The following is a 19,107-nucleotide window of genomic DNA, read 5'->3' as shown; positions in this document are numbered from 1 at the left end:
GCCGCGTGGGGCTACCGCCAGGTCGGCCACTGGCGGCCGGCCGACGAGGAGCACGTCTCCCACATCATGCTGCTGACCCTCCCGGCTGCCGTCCAACAGGCCGGCCGGTGACCGCGAAGCGGACCGCGGCGGCCAGCGGTTGTCTGGGCGTGGTGGTCGGGACCGGGGCGGCAGCGTGTTGAGAAGTCCAAGGCCGCAGAGGCGGGCCGCACAGGAACCGGCGGGTTCCGGCCGGGGCGGGTGTTCACCGTGCGGATGGTGGACGGCGGGCGGCAGGGCACCGGCCGGCGGTGCGTTTGACACCACCGCGTGGGGCACGCGGGCCGCCTGATGAGAGCAGGACGAGGATGAGGGTGACTCGTCGTCGGGGGAGGACGGGGGACATCACCCCGCCCCGGGCGGGGCTGTTGCGGGAGCGGGGCTTTCGGCTGTACTGGAGCGCGCAGAGCGTGTCGCTGGTCGGGGACGAAATCACGATCCTGGCGATACCGCTGGCCGCCGTGGTGCTGCTGGACGCGGGCGCCACCGAGATGGGGTGGCTTACGGCGGTGGCCCTGCTGCCCTCGTTGCTGCTGTCGATACCCGGCGGGGCGTGGGCGGACCGGCAGACCAACCGGCGCAAGGCGATGATCGTCGCGGACATCGGGCGCTTCGCCGCGGTCGCTTCCGTACCACTGGCGTACGCGTGCGGGGCACTGACGCTGACCCACCTGTTCGTGACGGAGTTCGTCCTCGGCGCGCTCACCGTCTTGTTCCGGGTCTGCAACCACCACGTGTACGCGTCCGTGGTCGCCGCGGAGAGATACGTGGACGGCAACGCGCTGCTCTCCGGGAGCAGGTCGGTGGCCGTGGTCGCCGGGCCCAGTTCGGGCGGGGCATTGATTCACGCGCTGTCGGCGCCGTTCGCTTTGCTGCTGGACGCCGTGACCTACCTGGTGTCGGCGGTGTGCCTGGGGCGTATCAGGGCACGGGAGGCGCCACCGTCACCGCCCGGCGGCAGCGGGCTGGCGGCTGGGCTGGGGTGGGTGGCGGCGCACCGCACTCCGGCTCTGCTGCTGGCCGGCGTTGCCATGCTGAGTCTTTGCCACACCTTCCTGATGACGCTCTTCGTGCTCTACGGGACCACCGAGCTGAAACTTGCCCCCGCAGTACTGGGCGCGGTGGTTGCCGTGCTCGGGGCCGGAGGGCTGGCCGGTGCGTACGCCGCGCCACGTGTGGTACGTCGGATCGGCGTCGGTCCGACCGTAGTGACAGGCTTCCTGTGGTTCAGCCTGCCCCTGCTGTTGGTGCCGCCGGCCCAGGGCCCGACACCCTTGGTGATCACGATGCTGGTCGCCGCGCAGCTCGGCGCCGGCTTCGGCGTCGCCGTCATGGACATCTCGGCCAACAGCTACCTGATCGCAGTCATCCCGCCATCGCTGCGTTCTCGCGTGATGGGTGTGGTGCAGACAGCCAACTTCGGGGTGCGCCCCGTTGGCGCGGTGCTGGCGGGCACGCTGGGCACCGCGCTCGGCCTGCGGCCCACGCTGTGGATCGGCACGGCGGGCGCCGTGCTGAGCGTGCTGTGGGTCGCCGTGTCCGGATTGCCGCACGTCCGTGAACTGCCCGAAGAGGTCTTGGAGCATCCAAAAGTATCTGAAGAGACGGGGAGCTGACCGCTTTCCGGTGACGATTGGGAGTGCCGACTGAGCGGGCGGCTGCCGCGAGTCGGACCTTTCCAAGGCTGCTGCTAGCGGAGATGGTCGGTGATCTCGCCCTCATGTTCTGCCAGTAGTCGACGGCGGAGTGCGTCAGCCCCGCGTCACGCAGACTCGTGCCGGCGAGGTGGAGGACCGGGTGCCCGGCGGGGCGCCACAGGTGGCCGTCCGTGCGGTCGGCCAGAGCGGCGGTGCTGGCACGCGGGCCCGCGGCCGGCTCGGCCTGGAGCCGGTCGTCCTCGGGCCACGCCTCCAGAAGCGCGTCGGCTGCCGCGGCAGCCAGGTGGGGCAGGTCGGTGTCGGAGACGGTTTCCCGGAGGGCACGGGCGGTGACGGCGTGGACGCGCACCGCAGGAGGTTCTGCACGAGGGTCGCAGACGAGCAGCGCATGACGGTGCAGTGGCCGCAGGGCCGCGCGGACCTGGTCGGCTGTGACCCGCGAGGTGTCGCGGGCGGTGCCCTTCTTCGCGGGTGAGACACGGTGAGCGGCGAGACAGGAGAGAAGGGGCGCTTGCGTCCACAGGGCGTACGGATGGCCCTCGGGGTCGAGAAGAGCGGCCAGACGCAGGACGGGGACCGCGAGACCGGTGGGATCGGCGTTCCGGACGGCCGCGAGAGACATCAGGAGGGCGGTGGTGGTGATCCGCCGCTCCCAGACCTCCGTGTCGACATTCCCGGGCGGCACCTCCTTGGGCCGGGTTCCACGGCCGGTGGACCGCCGTGGTCCGACGGTGTGGCCAAGCTTCCTCCCCCGGCGGGTGAGGAACGGCTGAGAGCCGTACGATCCCCCGGAGCCGGGTGAGGCCTTCGTCTGCCGTGGAAGCACCCAGTCGGACCGTCGGCGTCCATGCCTCGCCGCCCTTCGGCATCGTAGGCCTCCGGTCCCCCGGCTTACGGACCGGAGCGCGACGGAAGGCCAACGGGGCGACGAGGTGGGCGACTTCGCCCCTGCTCCACGACGACCCTGCGGCCACTCCTCGACACGTGGAGGGGCCGCAGGTGCTTGTCCGGGGCCGGCACCGACACCGACCGACCCTGAGGGTCCGCGGCTGAGCCGGCGCACGACCGCGTGCGCGCACTCACCGGGGCGCCCCGCGATCACTCCTTGAGGGCGGTGGCACGAGCGGTTCCAGGACCTCGCCGAGCAGATGAAGCGGCCCGGCGGTGACCCCGGCCCTCTCGACGGCCCGCCAGTAGGCCAGGGCCGTGGGCGAATCGACCAGGCCCCGCACCAGGGGCACGTCCGCGCCGGAGGCGTGCAGCAGGGACTCCGCGCGGCAGGACGCCAGCGTGCCGGCTATTCCGTGCTGGGCCACCGTCTCGGCGACGGTGACGGCGCCGGGCAGCTCGTCCGCCAGGTCGCGCCGCGTGTCACCGACCGCGAGCAGCCCGCCGCCCACGACGAGGACGTCCCCGCGCTCGCGCATCCGGGCGAGCGCGCGGCCGGTGTCGAAGCAGTGCGGGAAACTGTCGTCCACGAGGACGGCACCGGGCCGCAGCCGGTCCACGTCGATGAGGGCATGGTGCCCGCTGACCGCCGCGACGACCAGCCCGGCCCCGTACACGGCGTCAGGCAGGTCCGGGGCGGAGACGCGGACGGCGACGTCCCCGGCCAGCCCTCGTTCCCGCAGCGTCCGGGCCAGTTCCCGCAGGCGCTGCTCGCTGCCGGGCACGTCGCACAACACGAGCCGGGCGGGCGGGCGTTCGGCCAGAATCAGCAGCAGCTCCAGCGACGAGGCGCCGATCGAGCCGAGCCCCACCACGGCCATCTCCAGGCCGGCCAGGTCGCGGCCGGTCGCGGCCAGTGCGGCACGCACCGTGCGGACCACGGAGACGACGGTGGCCGCGTGCCCGGTGGTGACGGACTCCGCCGCGGCCCGGTCGGCGCGCACGACGTCGAAACCGTAGCCGGTCAGTGAGGGGATCATGCCGGCCAGTGAGACGCAACGGGCGCCGAGCGCGGCAGCCGTCCGCACCGCCCGCACGACGTGGCCGGCCAGGGCCCGATCGCCGGCGAGTTCGTCGGCGAACAGCGGCAGCGCGACGAAGCCGGACCGGCCCAGCCGTGTGGAGGTCGTCTCCAGCAGCCGGGGCGCGCCGTCCGGGAACAGCAGGCGGCGGACGTCCTCACGTACCGAGGAGGTCTTCGGCAGCCCCGTGAGCCGGGCAAGGTGGGCGGGGGCGGGCAGATAGCCGACGAGCGCGGCGTCCAGGTCCCGGCCCGCGGACCGCGGGGCCCGTCGTACGGCCCGGGGAACCACGGACCGGTGGCAGGTGGCCGGCACGGCACGGACGAGCCGTTCGCGCAGCCCGTCGGAGAGCGTGGCGAGCGTCTCCGGGGCGAAGGCCGCCGCCGCGCCCCGCAGGGTGACCTTGAGCCGGGCCCCGTCGGGCCGCGCCGCGAGGAACACGTCCGTCCCGGCCGCGGGCGGCGTGAAGCCGCCGTCCTCCTCGTCCCAGCGCACGGCCAGGACGTCCCCGCTCCGCTGCCCGAGCGCGTCGAAGTCGAGGAAGGTGAAGAAGAACTGCGAGGTCAGCGGCAACCCACTGGTGTCACGCGGCACGACGTCCTCGTGGACGCGGGCGTCGACCATCTCCTCGACGACCCGGCGCATCCGCCGCGCGAAGTCCCCGGGCGCGGCTTTCGTGCCGGGCCCGAAGGGGCGGACGGCGACGGCGGTGGCGAAAGGCCCGAAGACACGGTGGATGCCGGGAAGGGGGTGGTCCCGGCCGGACACCGCCACGCCGATGATCAGGTCCTCCTGGCCGGTGAGGGCGGCGAGCGCCCCGTGGTAGGCGGTGAGGAGCGGAGCGTACAGGGTGGCTCCCGCGTCGGCGGCGGCCTTGCGGAGCGCGCCCGTGACGGTGGCGTCCAGGACAAAGCCGTGGGAGTGGAACCCCGGCGACGTCCCGTCCCGGTCCGCGACGCGCAGGGCCGGCCCGGCGTAGGGCGCGGACAACGCCGCCCGTCGGCGCCGCGCGCCGTTCTCCTCCCTTCCCGGCACCGTGGACAGGCCGGCGCCACGGAACGCGAAGTCGCGGAAAGTGGCGTCCAGTTCGGGCAGCGCGGGTCTCTCGTCGCCGCTCAGGGCGTCGTACACGGCGGTCAGTTCACCGAGCAGCAGAGCGGCGCTGTAACCGTCGCCGATCAAGTGGTGGGCGTGTACGACCAGTACGTGCTCGTGCGGGGCCAGGGTCAGCACCCGCAGCCTCAGCAGGGGCCAGGCCCAGGGTTCGAAGCAGCGGCGCCGCTCGTCCTCGACCTGTTCCGCCAGCTCTTCCGGCCCGGACACGGCCGCGAAGTCGACCGGCAGCCGCAGCGACGCGGGCAGCTCCTGCTGCACCGGTGGCCGCGCTCCAGCCGGGAAGACCGTGCGCAGCATCGGATGCCGGGCCACCAGGATGTCCACGGCCCGCTGAAACAGCTCCCGGTCCAGCGGGCCGGCCAGCCGCAGCCGGGCCAGCCAGGAACCCCCGGTACCGGGTGCGAGGGCCTCGGCCAGCAGGAACCCGCGCTGACTCGGGGTGACCGGGAAGGCCGCCGGAACGACCGGGCCCGCCTGCCCGGCATCGACCGGGCCGCCCGCGATCACCGGGTCGGTCGGACGTGCCGGACGTGCCGGACGCGCCGGACCCGCCGGGCCGTCGTCGGAGGCGGGCCGCACGGGGGCAGGCGGCCCCGCCTCCCGGGCCGCCCGGTCCACGGCCTCGGCCAGCGCGGCCAGAGTGCGGTGCCGGTACACGGCGGTGGGCCTGGGCAGCGGACCGCCTCCGTACCGGCCCAGCCGGTCGAACACCTGGAGCGCCAGCAGCGAATCGCCGCCCAGCTCGAAGAAGTCGTCGTCCGGCCCGACCCGGTCGACACCGAGCAGCTCGCACCAGATGCGCTCCAGTCGTCCCTCGGTGTCACCGGCGCCGGACGGCGGTGTGTCCGCCACCGCCACCGTCACCGGCGCCTGGCCGGTCGCCGTCGGCAGCGCCCGCCGGTCGACCTTGCCGGTGCCGGTCAGCGGCAGGGCGTCCAGGAGGGTGATGTGGGCCGGCACCATGTAGGGCGGCAGCGACCGGGCCAGATGGCGCCGCAACTCCACCGCGCTCGCGCCGTCCTCCGCGTCCCCGAGCACGACGAACGCGGACAGCCGCCCCCCGTCCGCCAGCACGACCGCCTGCGCGACGTCCGCACGGGTGCGCAGGACGGCCTCCACCTCGCCCGGTTCGACCCGGTGGCCCCGTATCTTCACCTGGTCGTCGAGGCGGCCGACGAATCGCAGGGCGCCGTCGGACAGCACCTCCACCCGGTCGCCGCTGCGGTACCAGCGGCGACCGTCCCGCTCGGTGAACGCGGCCTCGGTGAGCCGGGGTTCGCCGAGGTAACCGGCGGACAGTCCGACGCCTCCGATCAGCAGTTCACCCGTGCCGCCCGGATCCGTCGGCGCTCCCTCGGGGCCGACGACGAGCAAGTCGGTCCCGGTGACGGCACGGCCGATGGGCAGTGCCGTGACCTGCTCGCCCGGGCGCTCGGCGACGACGTGGAAGGTGGCGTTGATGGTGGTCTCGGTGGGCCCGTAGAGGTTGACGATGGTCTGCCCCGGCCCGAAGAGGTCGTACCAGCGGCGCACCCAGTGCGCCCACAGCACCTCTCCGCCGACGTGGACGAGGCGCAGTGCGGACAGGTCCGGCAGCGGTTCACCGCGTCGGACGAGGTTCTCGGCGGCGGTCAGCAGCCGCTCCCACAGCGACGGCACCGAACTCCACACGGTGATCCGGGCCCGAGCCACATGGAGCAGCAGCAGTTCCGGATCGCGCACCAGGTCACGGTCGGCGGTCACCACGGTGGCACCGGTCAGCAGCGGCGCCAGCAACTGCCGTACGGAGGCGTCGAAGCAGGGCGAGGAGGTGTTGGCGAGCCGGTCGCCGGGACCGTAGGCGAAGGCGCTCGCCGCCCAGTCGAGGTAGTTCTCCATGGCGCGGAAGGTGATGGGCACCGCCTTGGGACGGCCGGTGGATCCGGAGGTGAAGATGACGTACGCCGTCGCGTCGGCGTCGGCCGCGTCACCGGGTGCGTGCCCGGCCGTCCCGTCGTCGGGCCCGGTGACGGGCAGGGTCGTCATCGCGGTCATCGCCCGCGCGGTGGCCCGGGTGCGGTCGTCGTGCACGACCACGCGCACTCCGCAGCGATCGGTCTGCCCGGCCAGCCGTGCCGCCGGGTGCTCGGCGTCCAGCGGAACCCATCCGGCGCCCGCCCGGAGGATGCCGACGACGGCGATCACGGTGTCGGTGCCCGGAGAGGTGAGCATGCCGACCAGGTCGCCCCGTCGTACGCCGTTCTCCCGCAGCCGCCGGGCGAGGGCACCGGTGGCCGCGTCCAGGTCCCGGTACGTCACAGGGAGCCGGCCGTCGTCGACGGCGATCACGTCGGGCGCTGCGCGCAACCGCTCCAGCAGCCGGCCGACCACGGCCGACCGGGCCGCGCCCGCGCCCGCGCCCGCGGGCGCGGGGCCGCGCAGCTCCCGCTCGAAGGCGGTGGCCAGACGGGCGACCGTGGCCGGGGAGAGCACGTGTTCGGGGAAGTTCCAGGACAGCCGCAGCATGGGCCCGTCCTCCCAGCACAGCAGACTCAGCCGGGTGGCGGCCGAGCCGGTGCCCGCCGCGGTGGGCCGTACTCCGACCGGGCAGTCCGGGTCCAAGGGCGCGGGGAAGCGGGCGAAGCTGAAGCTCGCGGGGCTCGCCGTCCGCGGCCCCGATGTGTCGCCGGTCAGCAGCCGGGCGAGGTCGAGACTGCTGACGGTGGCATGCCGCTCACTGTCCAGCCAGGCCAGCCGCACGCGTTCGGCGAGCCGGGGCAGCGGCTCGTCAGGGTCCGCCTCCAGCAACAGCGGCAGGGTGTCGGCGAGGGGGCCGACCAACCGGTCGTGACCCGGCGTCCTGGTGTCGCGGCCCGCGCGGGCCACGTTGACCGCGAGGTCGTGCCGTCCGCTCCACCGGGCCAGGCAGCGTGCGTAGGCGGCGAGCAGGAGGTGGAAGAGGGAGACGTTCCAGTGGGCGGCCCGTTCACGCAGGACGGCGACGAGGTCCGCGTCCAGGGCGCGGTGCTCGGTGACGATCGGTCCGGGGCCCTCCTCGGGGTCCGGGCGGCCGTCGTAGGGCAGCGTCATGGGGGAGCGATCCGCCAGGCGGGCCGTCCAGTACGCGGTGTCCTCGGCGCGGACGGCGGGCCGCACGCCACCGGCGTGGGCGGCGAAGTCGGCGGCTGCCGGCAGCGGGGCCGGGACGCGGTCCAGGGCGAGGTCGGTATAGAGCGTCCACAGTTCCGTGCTGAGGAGGTTGAGGCTGTAGCAGTCGGCCGCGACGTGGTGCACGGACAGGAGCAGGTGGGCCACGTCGGCGTCACCGGTCAGCAGCAGCGCCCGCAGGGGAGGCTCGTGGGTGAGGTCGAGAGGCCGGTTGGCCAGCTCCGTCTCCACGGCCCTGAGGGCGTCTTCGCCCTCGGGGCAGGGCCGGGTCTCGAACCACACGGCGGCTTCCGCGCCCGCCGTGATCGTCTGCCGGGGTACGGAGGAGGGGCCGCGGCCCTGGGCGATCCGCACGCGCAGCATGCCGTGCCGCCCGGCGAGCGCGACGAGGGCACGCCGCAGCAGACCGGGGTCGAGGGGCCCGTGGACGGTCTGCCGCACCCAGCCGCGGGCCGGGGTCCCGGGGTAGAGGACACTGCTGGTGTGCAGGGCCAGTTGTACGGGGGTGAGGGGGAAGGGCACGCCCTCGGCGACGGCGCTCTCCGTGAGGGCCTCCGGGCGGGTGCTCGGGCCCTCGCCGGACGCGTCGGTGTCGAGGTGGGCACAGAGTTCCCGCACCGTCCGGTACTCGAAGAACAGTGTCGTCGGCAGATCCCGGCCGAGGGCGCGTTCCAGCCGCCGGACCAGATCCACGGCGGCGAGCGAGTCCAGACCGAGGGAGAGGAAGGCCGTGTCCTCGTCGACCGCCTCGGCGGGGAGGCGCAGGGCCTCGGCGAGCAAGCCGCGCACGAGTGCGGGGGTGCCGGACGTGCGGCCGGTCGCGGTGGAGGCCGGCGCGGCGAAGGCGGGCGCGACGGAGGCCGGCGAGTCGGATGCGGTCGCGGTGGAGGTCTGAGCGGAGGAAGTCTGAGCGTAGGAAGTCTGGGTGTAGGAGGTCCGGGCGGGCACCGGGGTGGGGACCTGATCGGCCATCGGCGGGAGCCGAGTAAGTCGTACCGGCGCCGTCGGGCCGCTGTCGTCGCCGTGGCCGGGAGCACCGATATCGGCGAGCACCAGCTGCGCGGTGTCGACGGCGCAGGCCGCGCGCAGGGCTCGCAGCGCCTCGGCCGGAGCGAGGGGCGCGCCCCCGGCGCGCAAAGGCACCACGTGCTCCGCCGCCGTGGCGGCGAGTCCCGTGCGGGCCACGGCGCCGAGGTTCACCGCCAGCCAGCGGCGGCCGGCGGCCCGCTCGGCCGCCGCGAAGGCGTCGAGGTAGGCGTTGGCGGCGGCGTAGTCGCCGAGCGCGCCCGCGGCACCCGGCAGGACGGAGGCCACCGAGGAGAAGGCCACGCACAGCGCCGGGCGGTGCCCGTGGTGACGCAGTGCGCGGGCCAGCAGCCGGGTGCCGGCCGTCTTGGCGGCCAGTGACCGGACGGTGTCGTCCCGGCCGGTGCCGCGCAACGAGCCCGGAACCGCCACCCCGGCCAGGTGGAACACGACGTCCGGTGCCGGGGCCTGGGCGAGCAGGGCGTCGACCTGCCGCTCGTCGGTGACGTCGGTCTGCCGGTAGCGGGCATCGGCGCCCAGCTCGCCGAGCTCCGCCAGCAGCGCGGTCGGCCGCCGTGCGGAACGGCCGGTGAGGACGAGGGTGGGGCGGCCGCGCCCGGCGAGGTCCCGGGCGAGCGCGGCGCCGAGGCCGCCCGCGCCACCCGTGATCAGGTAGACGCCGTCCGCGGGCAGCGGGTCCTGGGCTGTCCACCGCGCCACGGCGTCACGGGGCAAGGGCTCGACCCCTCGCAGCAGCCGCGTACCGCCGCGCCAGGCCGCCACGGACACGTCGCCGTGCGCCACGGACAACTCGGCCACCACTGCGGCGAGTCGCTGCTCGGCCGTGTCCCGGGAGGACAGGTCGGCACAGGTCAGGCCCGCGCCCTCGGTCTCCTCCGGCAACGCCGCCGCGAGACCGGTGAGCAGGGCCTGCCCGGGACGCGGCACCGCCTCGCCCTCCGAGCCGGTGCGGTGGGCGTCCTCGGTGAGCAGCAGCAGGCGCCGCGCCCCGACCCGGTCGAGAACCCGCACCGTGTCCCGGAACGCGGCCGCGGCGGCCGGGCCGGTGCCGTCCTCTCCTCGTCCCGCGAGATGGACGACGGTGTCCGCCGAGTCCGTGTCCGCCTCCACCGTCGGCACTCCCCACGCGGCCAGCCGTGCGGACAGCTCCCGTACCGCCGCGCCGTCCGGCCCGGACACCAGCGTGACCGGGACCGGGACCGGGCCCGGGGGCCCGGGGAGGGGAGCGGAGGTCCAGGCGATCCGGTGCAGCAGCCGGGCGGGGTCGGGGCCGGGCCAGTACGGCCGCCGCTGGAAGGGATAGGTGGGCACAGGCACGCGGCGTCCCGCCGGAGCCAGCGCGGCGTGATCGACTGCGACGCCGCGCGTCCACAGCCGGGCGACGGTGCGCAGCAACGCGTCCCTGCCCCGGCCGCCCCCCTCCCGCGCGGCCGGCAGGGCGGAGAGCGCGACCGGCGCGGGGCCGGCCCGGCCCGCGGCGGCCAGCCGCACGGCCGCCGGCAGGTCGGTGCCGGGCCCGATCTCCACGAACGTGTCGAAACCGTCCTCGGTCAACCGCCGCGCGGCAGCCGCGAACTCCACCGGCCGCAGCGCGTGGTCCCGCCAGTGGGAGGCGTCGGGGGCCGACACCCAGTCGCCCGCGAGAGTACTCATCAGCGGTACCCGGGCGGCCCCCGGCACCAAAGTGGCGGCGGCGTCGTACAGCGCCCGCCCGGCCGGTGCCATCAGCGGTGAGTGGAAGGCGCGCGTCACCTGGAGCCGGCGCGCGGCGACACCCCGCGCGGTCAGCGCGGCCACTGCGTCCTCGACGGCACGCACGGTCCCGGACAGCACCAGCCGGCCCGGGGCGTCGCGTACGGCGACGCGGAGGGCCCCGCCCGACGAGGCGACCAGGGAGTCCACGGCGTCGTCCGCCCCGCGTACGGCGGCCATGGCGCCCTGCTCGGTCAGCTCGGCGAGGAGCCGGCCCCGCTCGGCGGCGAAGCGGACGGTGTCGGACAGCGGCAGCAGGCCCGCCGCGCAGGCAGCGGCCAGTTCCCCGACACTGTGGCCGGTGACGGCGTCCGGTACGACGCCCCAGGCGCCCAGCTGCCGGGTCAGGGCAACGGTGAAGGCGACCATGGCGGGCTGCGTGATCTCCGTGCGCGCCAGGTCCGCCGGGTCGACGTCGGGATCTGTGCACCAGGCGGTCAGGGTACGGCCGTACAACGGGCCGAGGTGCGCGGATGCCTCCTCGAGGGTGTCCCGGAACACGGGCGCGGTGGCGTAGAGGCCGGCGGCCATGCCTGGACGCTGGGTGCCCTGACCGGGGAAGAGGAACACGAGGCGAGGGCGCGAGCCAACGACGCCGGTGTACGTGTCCGGCGCCGCGGGGAAGCGGCCGGCGGTCTCGCCCCACGCCGCGGCAGGGCGGTCCCCGGCGCCGTCCGCCGCGGCGAGGGCGGCCAGTCGCGCGCGTACGTCGCCGTCGCAGACGAGGGCGAGTCGGTGGTGGTCGCCGTCGCGGGCCGTCCCCGCGGTCAGGCACAGGTCGGCCTCGGTGATCTCCGGATGTGCGGCCAGATGACCGGACAGGTCCCGGACCAGGGCGTGCAGCGCGGGCGGTGTGAGGGCGGAGAGCGCGAGGAGATGAGCCCCGTCCGCCTGCCGCCGCGCGGGGGCCGGAGGAACGGCGGGTACGACGGCCCGCTCCAGTACGGCGTGCGCGTTGGTGCCGCCGAAGCCGAAAGCGCTGACGCCGGCGACGAACGGGCCTCCCGAGGGCGGTACGGGCCAGGGGACGAGCCGGCCGGGCACCTGGAAACCTGCTCCGGCGACCGGCGCGGCGGGCGGATCGGCGTGCGGCGAGGGCGGCACCTGGCCGTGTCGCAGCGCCAGTACCACCTTGACCAGACCAGGCATCGCGGCGGCGTTCAGCAGGTGGCCGATGTTGCTCTTGGCCGAGCCCAGCAGCCGCGGACGTCCGTCGGGCAGCGGCGGGAAGGCATGGGCGAGCGAGGCCAGTTCGACCGGGTCGCCGAGGGCCGTGCCGGTGCCGTGCGCCTCGACGTAGGTCACCTCGGCCGGATCGACGGCCGCGGCGGCGTGCGCGGTGCTGATGACCTCGCGCTGGCGGGCGGGATTGGGCGCCATCAGGCTCAGCGAGGTGCCGTCGTTGTTGACGGCGGTGCCGCGGACGACGGCGAGCACCTCGTCGCCGGCCCGCCGGGCGTCCGCCGTCCGCCGCAGGACGAGCACCGCGCCGCCCTCGCCGGGCACGAAGCCGTCCGCGCCGGCGCCGAAGGCACGGCTGCGGCCCGTCGGCGACAGGGCCCGCACGGCGTGCAGCATGCGGTGCGCGGTCGGGGTGAGATGGAGATTGACGCCGCCGACCAGGGCGATGTCGCACTCGCCGTCCGCGAGGCTGCGGCGGGCCAGGTGCAGGGCCACCAGGGCGGAGGAACAGGCGGTGTCGACGACCAGGGCCGGACCGTGCAGGTCGAAGCTCTGCGCGACACGGGCGGCGAGGAGGTTGGGCAGATTGCCGGTCAGTGCGGCGGGCGGCAGTTCCGTGCCGTTCCGGCGGGCCGCCCGTTCCAGCAGTTCCCGGTAGCCGCTCTCCCCGGCCGTCGTGAACACGCCGACACGGTGGCCTCGGCGGCGCGGGCCGGCGTAACCGGCCCGCTCCAGGGCCTCGTGCGTCAGCTCCAGCAGGAGCCGGGCCTGCGGGTCGAGGCTGTGGGCTTCCGCGGCGCCGATCTTGAAACGAGCGGCGTCGAAGCCCGCCGGGTCCTTCAGAAACGCTCCCCACCGGGCCTCGGGCACCTGGTCGCCACCCCACCGGTGCGGCGGTACCGGGGTGACGAGGTCCCGACCTTCGGTGAGCAGCCGCCAGTACTCCTCGGGGCTGTCGGCGCCGGGAAAACGGCACGCGAGACCGACCACGGCGAGCGTCCCGTCCGCCCGCCGGCCGGAAGCGCCGGAGCCTCCCGCCTTCGCGTCGCCCGACCCCGCCCCCGACACCGGCTCGGATGCCACGTACGCCTCCGCAGGCGTCCCCGGCTCCACCTGTGCGCCCGCATCTGCTTCCGCTCCCGGCTTCGCCTGTACTTCCGGCTTCGCCTGTGCGTCCGCTTTCGCCGCTGTCTGTGCCCCCGGCTCCGCCTCCGTCCCGTCGAGCAGGTGATCGACGATCTCGGCCACCGTGTCGGCCCCGGTACGCAGCGCCGACACCTCCAGCCGCCGGCCGAGGACCTCCTCCAGCGCCGCCAGTACCTCCATCGCCTTCAGCGAGGTCCCGCCGAGCGCCCGGAAGGACGTACGGGAACCGATCCGCTCCACGGGCAGCCCCAGCACCCCGGCCCACACCTCGCGCACCGCGAGTTCGGCCGCCGCCCGCGACCGCGGCATGTGGTGCTCACACGCCCCGTGCCGGCCGGCAACGGTCGGCGTACCCCCGGGTGCGCGGGCGACGACGCGAGGGAAGCGGCCCGCCTCGAACCGGTCGCGCAGCACATGGCGGCGTATCTTGCCGCTGGTGGTGCGGGGGAACTGACCGGGCGGCAGGGCGACGACCCGGACGTCGTCGTGGAGGAGGGCCTCGCCCACCCGGTCCGCGACGTGCCGCAGCACCTCGTCGGCCGAGCGCGGCGGACGGGCCCAGGCGACGCACACCACCACGCGCTCGCGGCCGGTGACGGGATCGGTGGACCCCACCACCGCGGCCGTCCCGGGCGGCAGCCCGGGTGTACCGGCGGCGACCTCCTCCAGGTCGGCGGCGTGGTACTTCAGTCCGTTCAGGAAGAGCACGTCCTTGTGCCGGCCGCTGACGCACAGCCGTCCCTTCCGCAGGAACCCCAGATCGCCGGTGCGCAGCCAGCCGTCGGCGGTGAAGGCCGCGGCGGTGGCATCGGGCAGCCCCAGGTAGCCGCGGGCGAGCTGAGGCCCGCGCACCTCTACGTGTCCCACGCGCCGCTCCCCGAGCACCCGTCCGGTGTCATCGACGATCCGCACGGAGCAGCCGGGCACGGGGTGACCGAGATCCATGAGCTCGACGGCACCGACGGCACGACTGGCCCCCTCGGCAACACCGGAGGCGTCGACCACCCGGCCCCGGCCGAGCGCGCCCCGCTCCACCACGAGCGGCACGGCCATCTCGCCAGGCGGCGGAAACGTCACGGCGAGGGTCGCCTCGGCCAGCCCGTAGACCGGCTGGAGGGCGTGCGCCGCAAGGCCCGCGAGCCGCGCACGGCGAGCGAAGTCGCGCCAGACGGTGGCGGAGATCGGTTCGGCTCCGACCACCACCCGTCGGACGCTGCGCAGGTCGAAGCGGGTCAGGTCCGTCTCAGGGATGCGCCGGACGGCCAGCGCGAGCGCGAAGTTGGCGGCCGACAGATGGGTGGCCCGGTGCGTGGTGGCCCTCTCGAACCAGATACCCGGCCGCCGGGCGAACGCCAGCGGCCCGATCTTGACCTGCTTGGCACGGGCGGCGAGCGGAGCGAGGTGCGTGCCGATCAGACCCATGTCGTGGAAGTACGGCATCCAGCTGACCACCACGTCGGCACTGCCCAGGTCGGACACGGTCACGATCTGGCGCAGGTTGGCCGTCACCGCCGCGTGCGTGAGCTCGACGCCCTTGGGCTGCCCGGTGCTGCCCGAGGAGAACTGCACGAACGCCAGACCGTCCGGCGAACCCGGCACCCTCACGTCCGGCACCTCCCCCTCCGACGCCCCGCTGTCCGGCAGCCTGTCCAGCCGCAGCACGGCCGCCCCGGCGGGCAGCTCCCGCGCCACCTCCGCGCCCGCGGCGTCCACGAACAGGGTCGGCCGGCCCAGGTGTTCCCATACGGGCGCCACCCGCCGGGCGTCCGAGGCGAGGGGCACCGGCACCAGACCGGCACCGACCAGTCCCCAGAACATCACCTGGAAGTCCTCGCTGCGGTCGGCGACCAGCGGAACACAGGTGCCGGGCGTCAGCCCGGCCGCCCGCAGTCCCCCGGCGACCCGTACCGCGTCCGTGAGTAGTTGTCGGTACGTCACGTCCAGCTCGCCGCCGTCGTCACGCACGTGCGACGTCACTTGCTCGGGGGCTTCCCGAGCGGCGGACAGCAGAACGTTCCAGAGGGTGTCGTCACTCATGTCGTCTGCTCACACCAAATCAAGGGAGGCCGTGCCACGGGACGGCGCTCTCCCTCGCGCACTGACGTGAGGGAGCCGAGCCGTTCGGCAGGGCTGGACGGGTGGGGCCCGGCAGAACCGGTACGAACCGAGACCCAACGCATGTGTATATCACTGCCGTTCGCTGCCCGAGACCTTCGGCCCGGCGCTCACCTGGGCCGACGGGCGGACCGCGGCCCTTTGCGCGCGGTGTCAGTTGCCGTTCCACCGCTGGTTGTCACGGCCGTTGCACTCCCAGAGCACCACCTGGGTGCCGGACGCCCCTCCGAAGAGGTCCAGACACTTACCGCTCGACGTGGCCAGCAGCGATTTCCCTGACAGGCTGAACCGCTGGGCCGCCGACTGGTCACACGGTGCGAGGGCCACCGGTGTGCCGGTCGGCGGTGCCCGTGGTGGTCGCGCAGAGACCACCCTGCTGGAGTGCCGTGCCGGACCCGGTGTTCCACGACTGGGTGGTCGCACCGGTGCAGGCCGCGACCACCAGCCCTGACCCTGAGCCGGCGCCTGTCAGGCAGTTGCCGGAGGATTCGACCGCCAGCGCCCTCCCGGGTCTGGGAGCCGGGTCGCCGCCCGGGCCGGTTCCCTCCTTGAGCGGAGCCTTGCTCACGGTGGGCTTCGCGTCGGTCTCTGCCGCCTTGTCCGTGCCCGGTGGTGTTTCCTGACCGGAGGGAGTGGGGGAGGCGGCGGAAGAGGGGGCGGACGACGCGGTCGCGCTCGCTGAAGCGCTCACAGACCGCTTTGCGTCCGGGGTGGGAAGGTTGCCCACATCGGGCTGCGGCAGCTCCTTCGCGGCGTGGACCCGCGGATCGGCCTTCTCCTGGCTCCCGCTGGTCGTGACGGCCACTCCGGCGGTTGTCACCGCGACGGCCACGGCGGCGGCGATGGCGATCCACTTCGCGGGCGGGCGGCGTGAGCCGGGGCGAGGGCCGTCGTCCGCCGCTGCCGGAACGGTGACGGATTCGTCGCGGTCGGCGTTACGGGCGGCCGGCTGCGGTTGCGGACTTCCCTCGTCATCCCCGGCGCCGGCTCGGTGGGCCATAGCCGCACGGGCGAGAGCGGCACGGGCTGCTGCCACCTTCGCCGCGTCGTTGACACCGGCATGCCTGTCCGGTGGTGAGCCGGCGGGTCGGCCCTGGCCTGTGTTCCGTTTGGGCAGCTCAGGCATTGTGTTGTGCTCCTCGTGCGGGGTGAGAATGACCGGAAGCCACATACCGGCAGAGGGCGAGCGGCGCGGTCGCCGTGAGGAGAGCCCAGCCGTGTTCCGGGCCGGCCTTTCGGAGGCAGCGGCGGCGTCGCACGGTGAACCGGCCTGCCGACACCCGCTGTTCGTCCCTGCAGGACGGGTTCAGAGGACCCTGCCGCACCTTACCCGGGCCGCCTGTGAATCTCCCTCCATGGCCCCGCAACGCACGACGCCGAGGCGGCCGTTGTGTTCGCTCGGATCGTCGAGCGGCCCCACGATTTCCTCATCCGGGGGGCCGACTCGATGGGTCGGCAATACGGTCGGCGCCGTAGCGCCGACCGTGCTCGGAAACTGTTCACATCGCGGCGACCAAGGCGTGGGTGGCGAGGACGGTCTCGAAGTGCGCGGGGACGCCGCCGCGCAGTCGCCACACGTGTACGAAGCGTGTCCTCATCGGCTCCCGGTCGTCAGGTTGGTGCCGCTGTAGTGGCCGAGTGAGACGACACCGTTCCCGGCGTCGAGGATCTCCTCGGAGGCGACGTTGAAGCCCCGCCACTCGGTGACGAAGCGGGAGAAGACGTTGTCGAGTATCTCCTCGCGTCCTTGGTACGTGCCTCCGTGGTGCAGACCCGGCGGAACGACCCATTCGATCCGCTCGCCGGTGAGGCGGCCGATGAGGCCAAGAAGATCCGAGTCCGCGTACAGGCACGGGATCAGCTGCGACTCGCGGACGATGTCCTGTCCGCCGACAGCGGTCATGTGCCGCGGAGAGTCGTCCACACAGGTCAGGGAGAAGTCACGGTGCCGCGCTCCCGTGGCACGGCGAAGGACTCGCCTCCTACGAGGGCGACGGCTTTCTGCAGTAACGCGCCGGCGGCGCCGTCTGGCGCGGGGCACACCCGTCCTGCCTCGGCACCGCACCCTGGGTACGCGACGGTGTGAACCTCCCGCCGACTGGGAGTGCGGCGCGAGCCGGAGACGTTCGGCTTGAGCGACACGTCGCAGGCGCTGGCGAGCTCGCCGGCCGACGACGTGAGGGAGCCGACGGGGACAGGGGGATGCGCGTGCCGCCGTTGTGCTCCGGCATGCCGAACACGGGGAAGTCCTCGCTGCCCATGAGCGGTTCGTACTCCAGCACCGCATCCGTGCCGAACGCCTCGCGTTGGGCCGCGCGGACGAGTTCGACGGTCGGGGTGTCGTTGTTGGTGACCGGGAAGTCGTGCGAGAAGGTGAGCCGTGGAGGGCGGGGGCATCCCGAAGCGGCGCATTCCGCCTCCGCGACCCGGCGGACGGCGTCGAGGACGCGGGTGCGGACGGTGTTGGACGTGTTGCTCGAGTACCACCTCTCCCGGTCGGGCGAGAGCGGCGTAGACATCGCGGCTCTCCTCGCCCCCGTGGCCGATCGCCCGGAACTGACCGAGACCGTACGGGCCCACCTCCGGCTGTCCCGCAACCGCCGTGCTACCGCGCGCGAGCTGGGCGTCCATCCCAACACCGTCGACAACCGGCTGGCCCGCTTCTCCGCCACGACGGGCATGGATGTCACGACCGACCATGGCGCTGCCCTCGCGCTCGCCGCCACACTGCTGTGCGCCGTGCACAGCACGTGGCAGTCCGCCGGCGGCGGTGCCGAGGGAGCGGACCGACGAGGGCGCGCCACGACCGCGGACGAGCCCATGACGTGACGCCCGTCGATTGGCGCGCGTGTCCCGTGTGAGCGTCATCTGCACGGACGGCAGCACCTGCGAGGGCTTGTACCGCCTGGCAACCACGCTGCTGGGTGCCGCCGCGACCGCGTAGTGCACCTCTGCCACGAGCGTTGGGAACACGGGAGCGCACAACGCGCTCCGTCACACCATCCCCTGAGGTGGCACGGGACATGCGACCCAGCCGCTGGTGGGCGGGAGGCTTCGCGGGGCCCGGTCGTCCCGGCGAAGCCGGGGCACCGCCGGCAGCCGCTCCGGCGAAGGCTCGTACCCAGCGCGTGAGGCGGCTGATCGCACAGCCGAGGCGGTGCCGATGTGGTTCCAGGCGCCGCACCGGCTGGTCGTGCGGACCGCGGCCATGTGCGTACGTCCTGCGTTCGAACGGTTCGCCGACACGTGGGGCCGGACGCGTCCCGCGATCGTCAGACTCTGGGAGAACGCCTGGGAGGAGTTCATTCCCTTCCTCCGCTTCGTCACCGAGCGATCCGCCGCACCGTCTGCACCACCAACGCGATCGAGTCCGTCGACGCCCGCGTCCGGAGGGCGGTGAAAGCCCGTGGACACGTCCCCAACGAGACCGCAGCCCTGGAGTGCGTCCACATGGCCCGATCCGGGGACTCGCCGGTAGCCCGCGCAGGTCCGCCCACGCGCCGTACAGATCGACGTCGGAGTCGGTGAGGAAGCGATGGAGAGCGGGGTCGGTGGAGGAGAGGCCGTCGACGAAGGCATAGGCGTCCAGCGCGAAGGAGTCACCTCCGCGAGGTGCCGGCCGGACGCACTGGACGAGGACGAGAACCTCGGCGGGGTGTCGACGCCGGTGGGGCACTCCGCCGATGTCGACGACGATGTCGAGGCTGTCCGCGTGCAGGTGGACGGGAGTGCCTTCGCGTGAGGTGCGGACGCGGTGCTGGTACAGCTCACGGAGGCGGTCGCCGTTGATCTGGGCCGCCGCGACCACCAGGGCGTCGGAGGTGTTCTCGTGTCCGGTGAGCACCACCGCCCCGTCGCGGCCGAGCAGTTCGCGTGCCACCCGAGCGCGTTCACGAGGGACGCGGGTGAGGGAGACGCCCGGTCCGGAAGCGAGT

General features: G+C 74.1%; 8 protein-coding genes and 1 pseudogene. 4 read left to right on the top strand and 5 right to left on the bottom strand.

The annotated features are described in order from the left end of the window. The first annotated feature begins 353 nt into the window (after positions 1 to 353). Together ACH4NX_RS36590 and ACH4NX_RS36585 are read left to right on the top strand one after the other, a co-directional pair. Entirely contained in the window at positions 354 to 1,655 is a 1,302-nt protein-coding gene (locus ACH4NX_RS36590; protein ID WP_398130187.1) for an MFS transporter, read from the top strand. A gap of 130 nt (positions 1,656 to 1,785) precedes the next feature. Then, positions 1,786 to 2,172, top strand: coding sequence for a hypothetical protein (locus ACH4NX_RS36585; protein WP_351402516.1), 387 nt, complete (start codon positions 1,786 to 1,788; stop codon positions 2,170 to 2,172). Positions 2,173 to 2,776: 604 nt separating this feature from the next. Here ACH4NX_RS36585 and ACH4NX_RS36580 read toward each other — a convergent pair. From ACH4NX_RS36580 to ACH4NX_RS36565, 4 genes are all read right to left on the bottom strand, one after another. Further along, positions 2,777 to 15,094: an amino acid adenylation domain-containing protein gene (locus ACH4NX_RS36580; protein ID WP_398130186.1), complete on the bottom strand. Its 12,318-nt coding sequence runs from the start codon at positions 15,092 to 15,094 to the stop codon at positions 2,777 to 2,779. Between the two features lie 231 nt (positions 15,095 to 15,325). Next, complete coding sequence (locus ACH4NX_RS36575; RefSeq protein ID WP_398130185.1) at positions 15,326 to 15,499, bottom strand: ricin-type beta-trefoil lectin domain protein; 174 nt, start codon at positions 15,497 to 15,499, stop codon at positions 15,326 to 15,328. Continuing rightward, positions 15,480 to 16,172, bottom strand: coding sequence for a hypothetical protein (locus ACH4NX_RS36570; RefSeq protein WP_398130184.1), 693 nt, complete (start codon positions 16,170 to 16,172; stop codon positions 15,480 to 15,482). Before ACH4NX_RS36570 ends, ACH4NX_RS36575 begins: the two co-directional genes overlap by 20 nt. A gap of 594 nt (positions 16,173 to 16,766) precedes the next feature. Next, the gene (locus tag ACH4NX_RS36565; RefSeq protein WP_398130183.1) at positions 16,767 to 17,075 is read right to left on the bottom strand and encodes a nuclear transport factor 2 family protein; all 309 of its coding nucleotides are present in this window, start codon (positions 17,073 to 17,075) and stop codon (positions 16,767 to 16,769) included. A gap of 566 nt (positions 17,076 to 17,641) precedes the next feature. On the opposite strand from ACH4NX_RS36565, the gene ACH4NX_RS36560 reads away from it, so the two are divergent. Next, the gene (locus tag ACH4NX_RS36560; RefSeq protein WP_398130182.1) at positions 17,642 to 18,001 is read left to right on the top strand and encodes a helix-turn-helix domain-containing protein; all 360 of its coding nucleotides are present in this window, start codon (positions 17,642 to 17,644) and stop codon (positions 17,999 to 18,001) included. A 336-nt stretch (positions 18,002 to 18,337) separates the two neighbouring features. After that, complete coding sequence (locus tag ACH4NX_RS36555; protein ID WP_398130181.1) at positions 18,338 to 18,700, top strand: transposase; 363 nt, start codon at positions 18,338 to 18,340, stop codon at positions 18,698 to 18,700. 25 nt (positions 18,701 to 18,725) lie between these two features. Here ACH4NX_RS36555 and ACH4NX_RS36550 read toward each other — a convergent pair. Then, positions 18,726 to 19,052: pseudogene (locus ACH4NX_RS36550) on the bottom strand (hypothetical protein); the annotation flags it as partial. Between the last annotated feature and the right edge of the window lie 55 nt (positions 19,053 to 19,107).

The sequence above is a fragment of the Streptomyces sp. NPDC017225 genome, assembly GCF_044331465.1.
Classification (GTDB): Bacteria; Actinomycetota; Actinomycetes; order Streptomycetales; family Streptomycetaceae; genus Streptomyces.
This window is presented reverse-complemented; position numbering and strand designations above follow the sequence as displayed.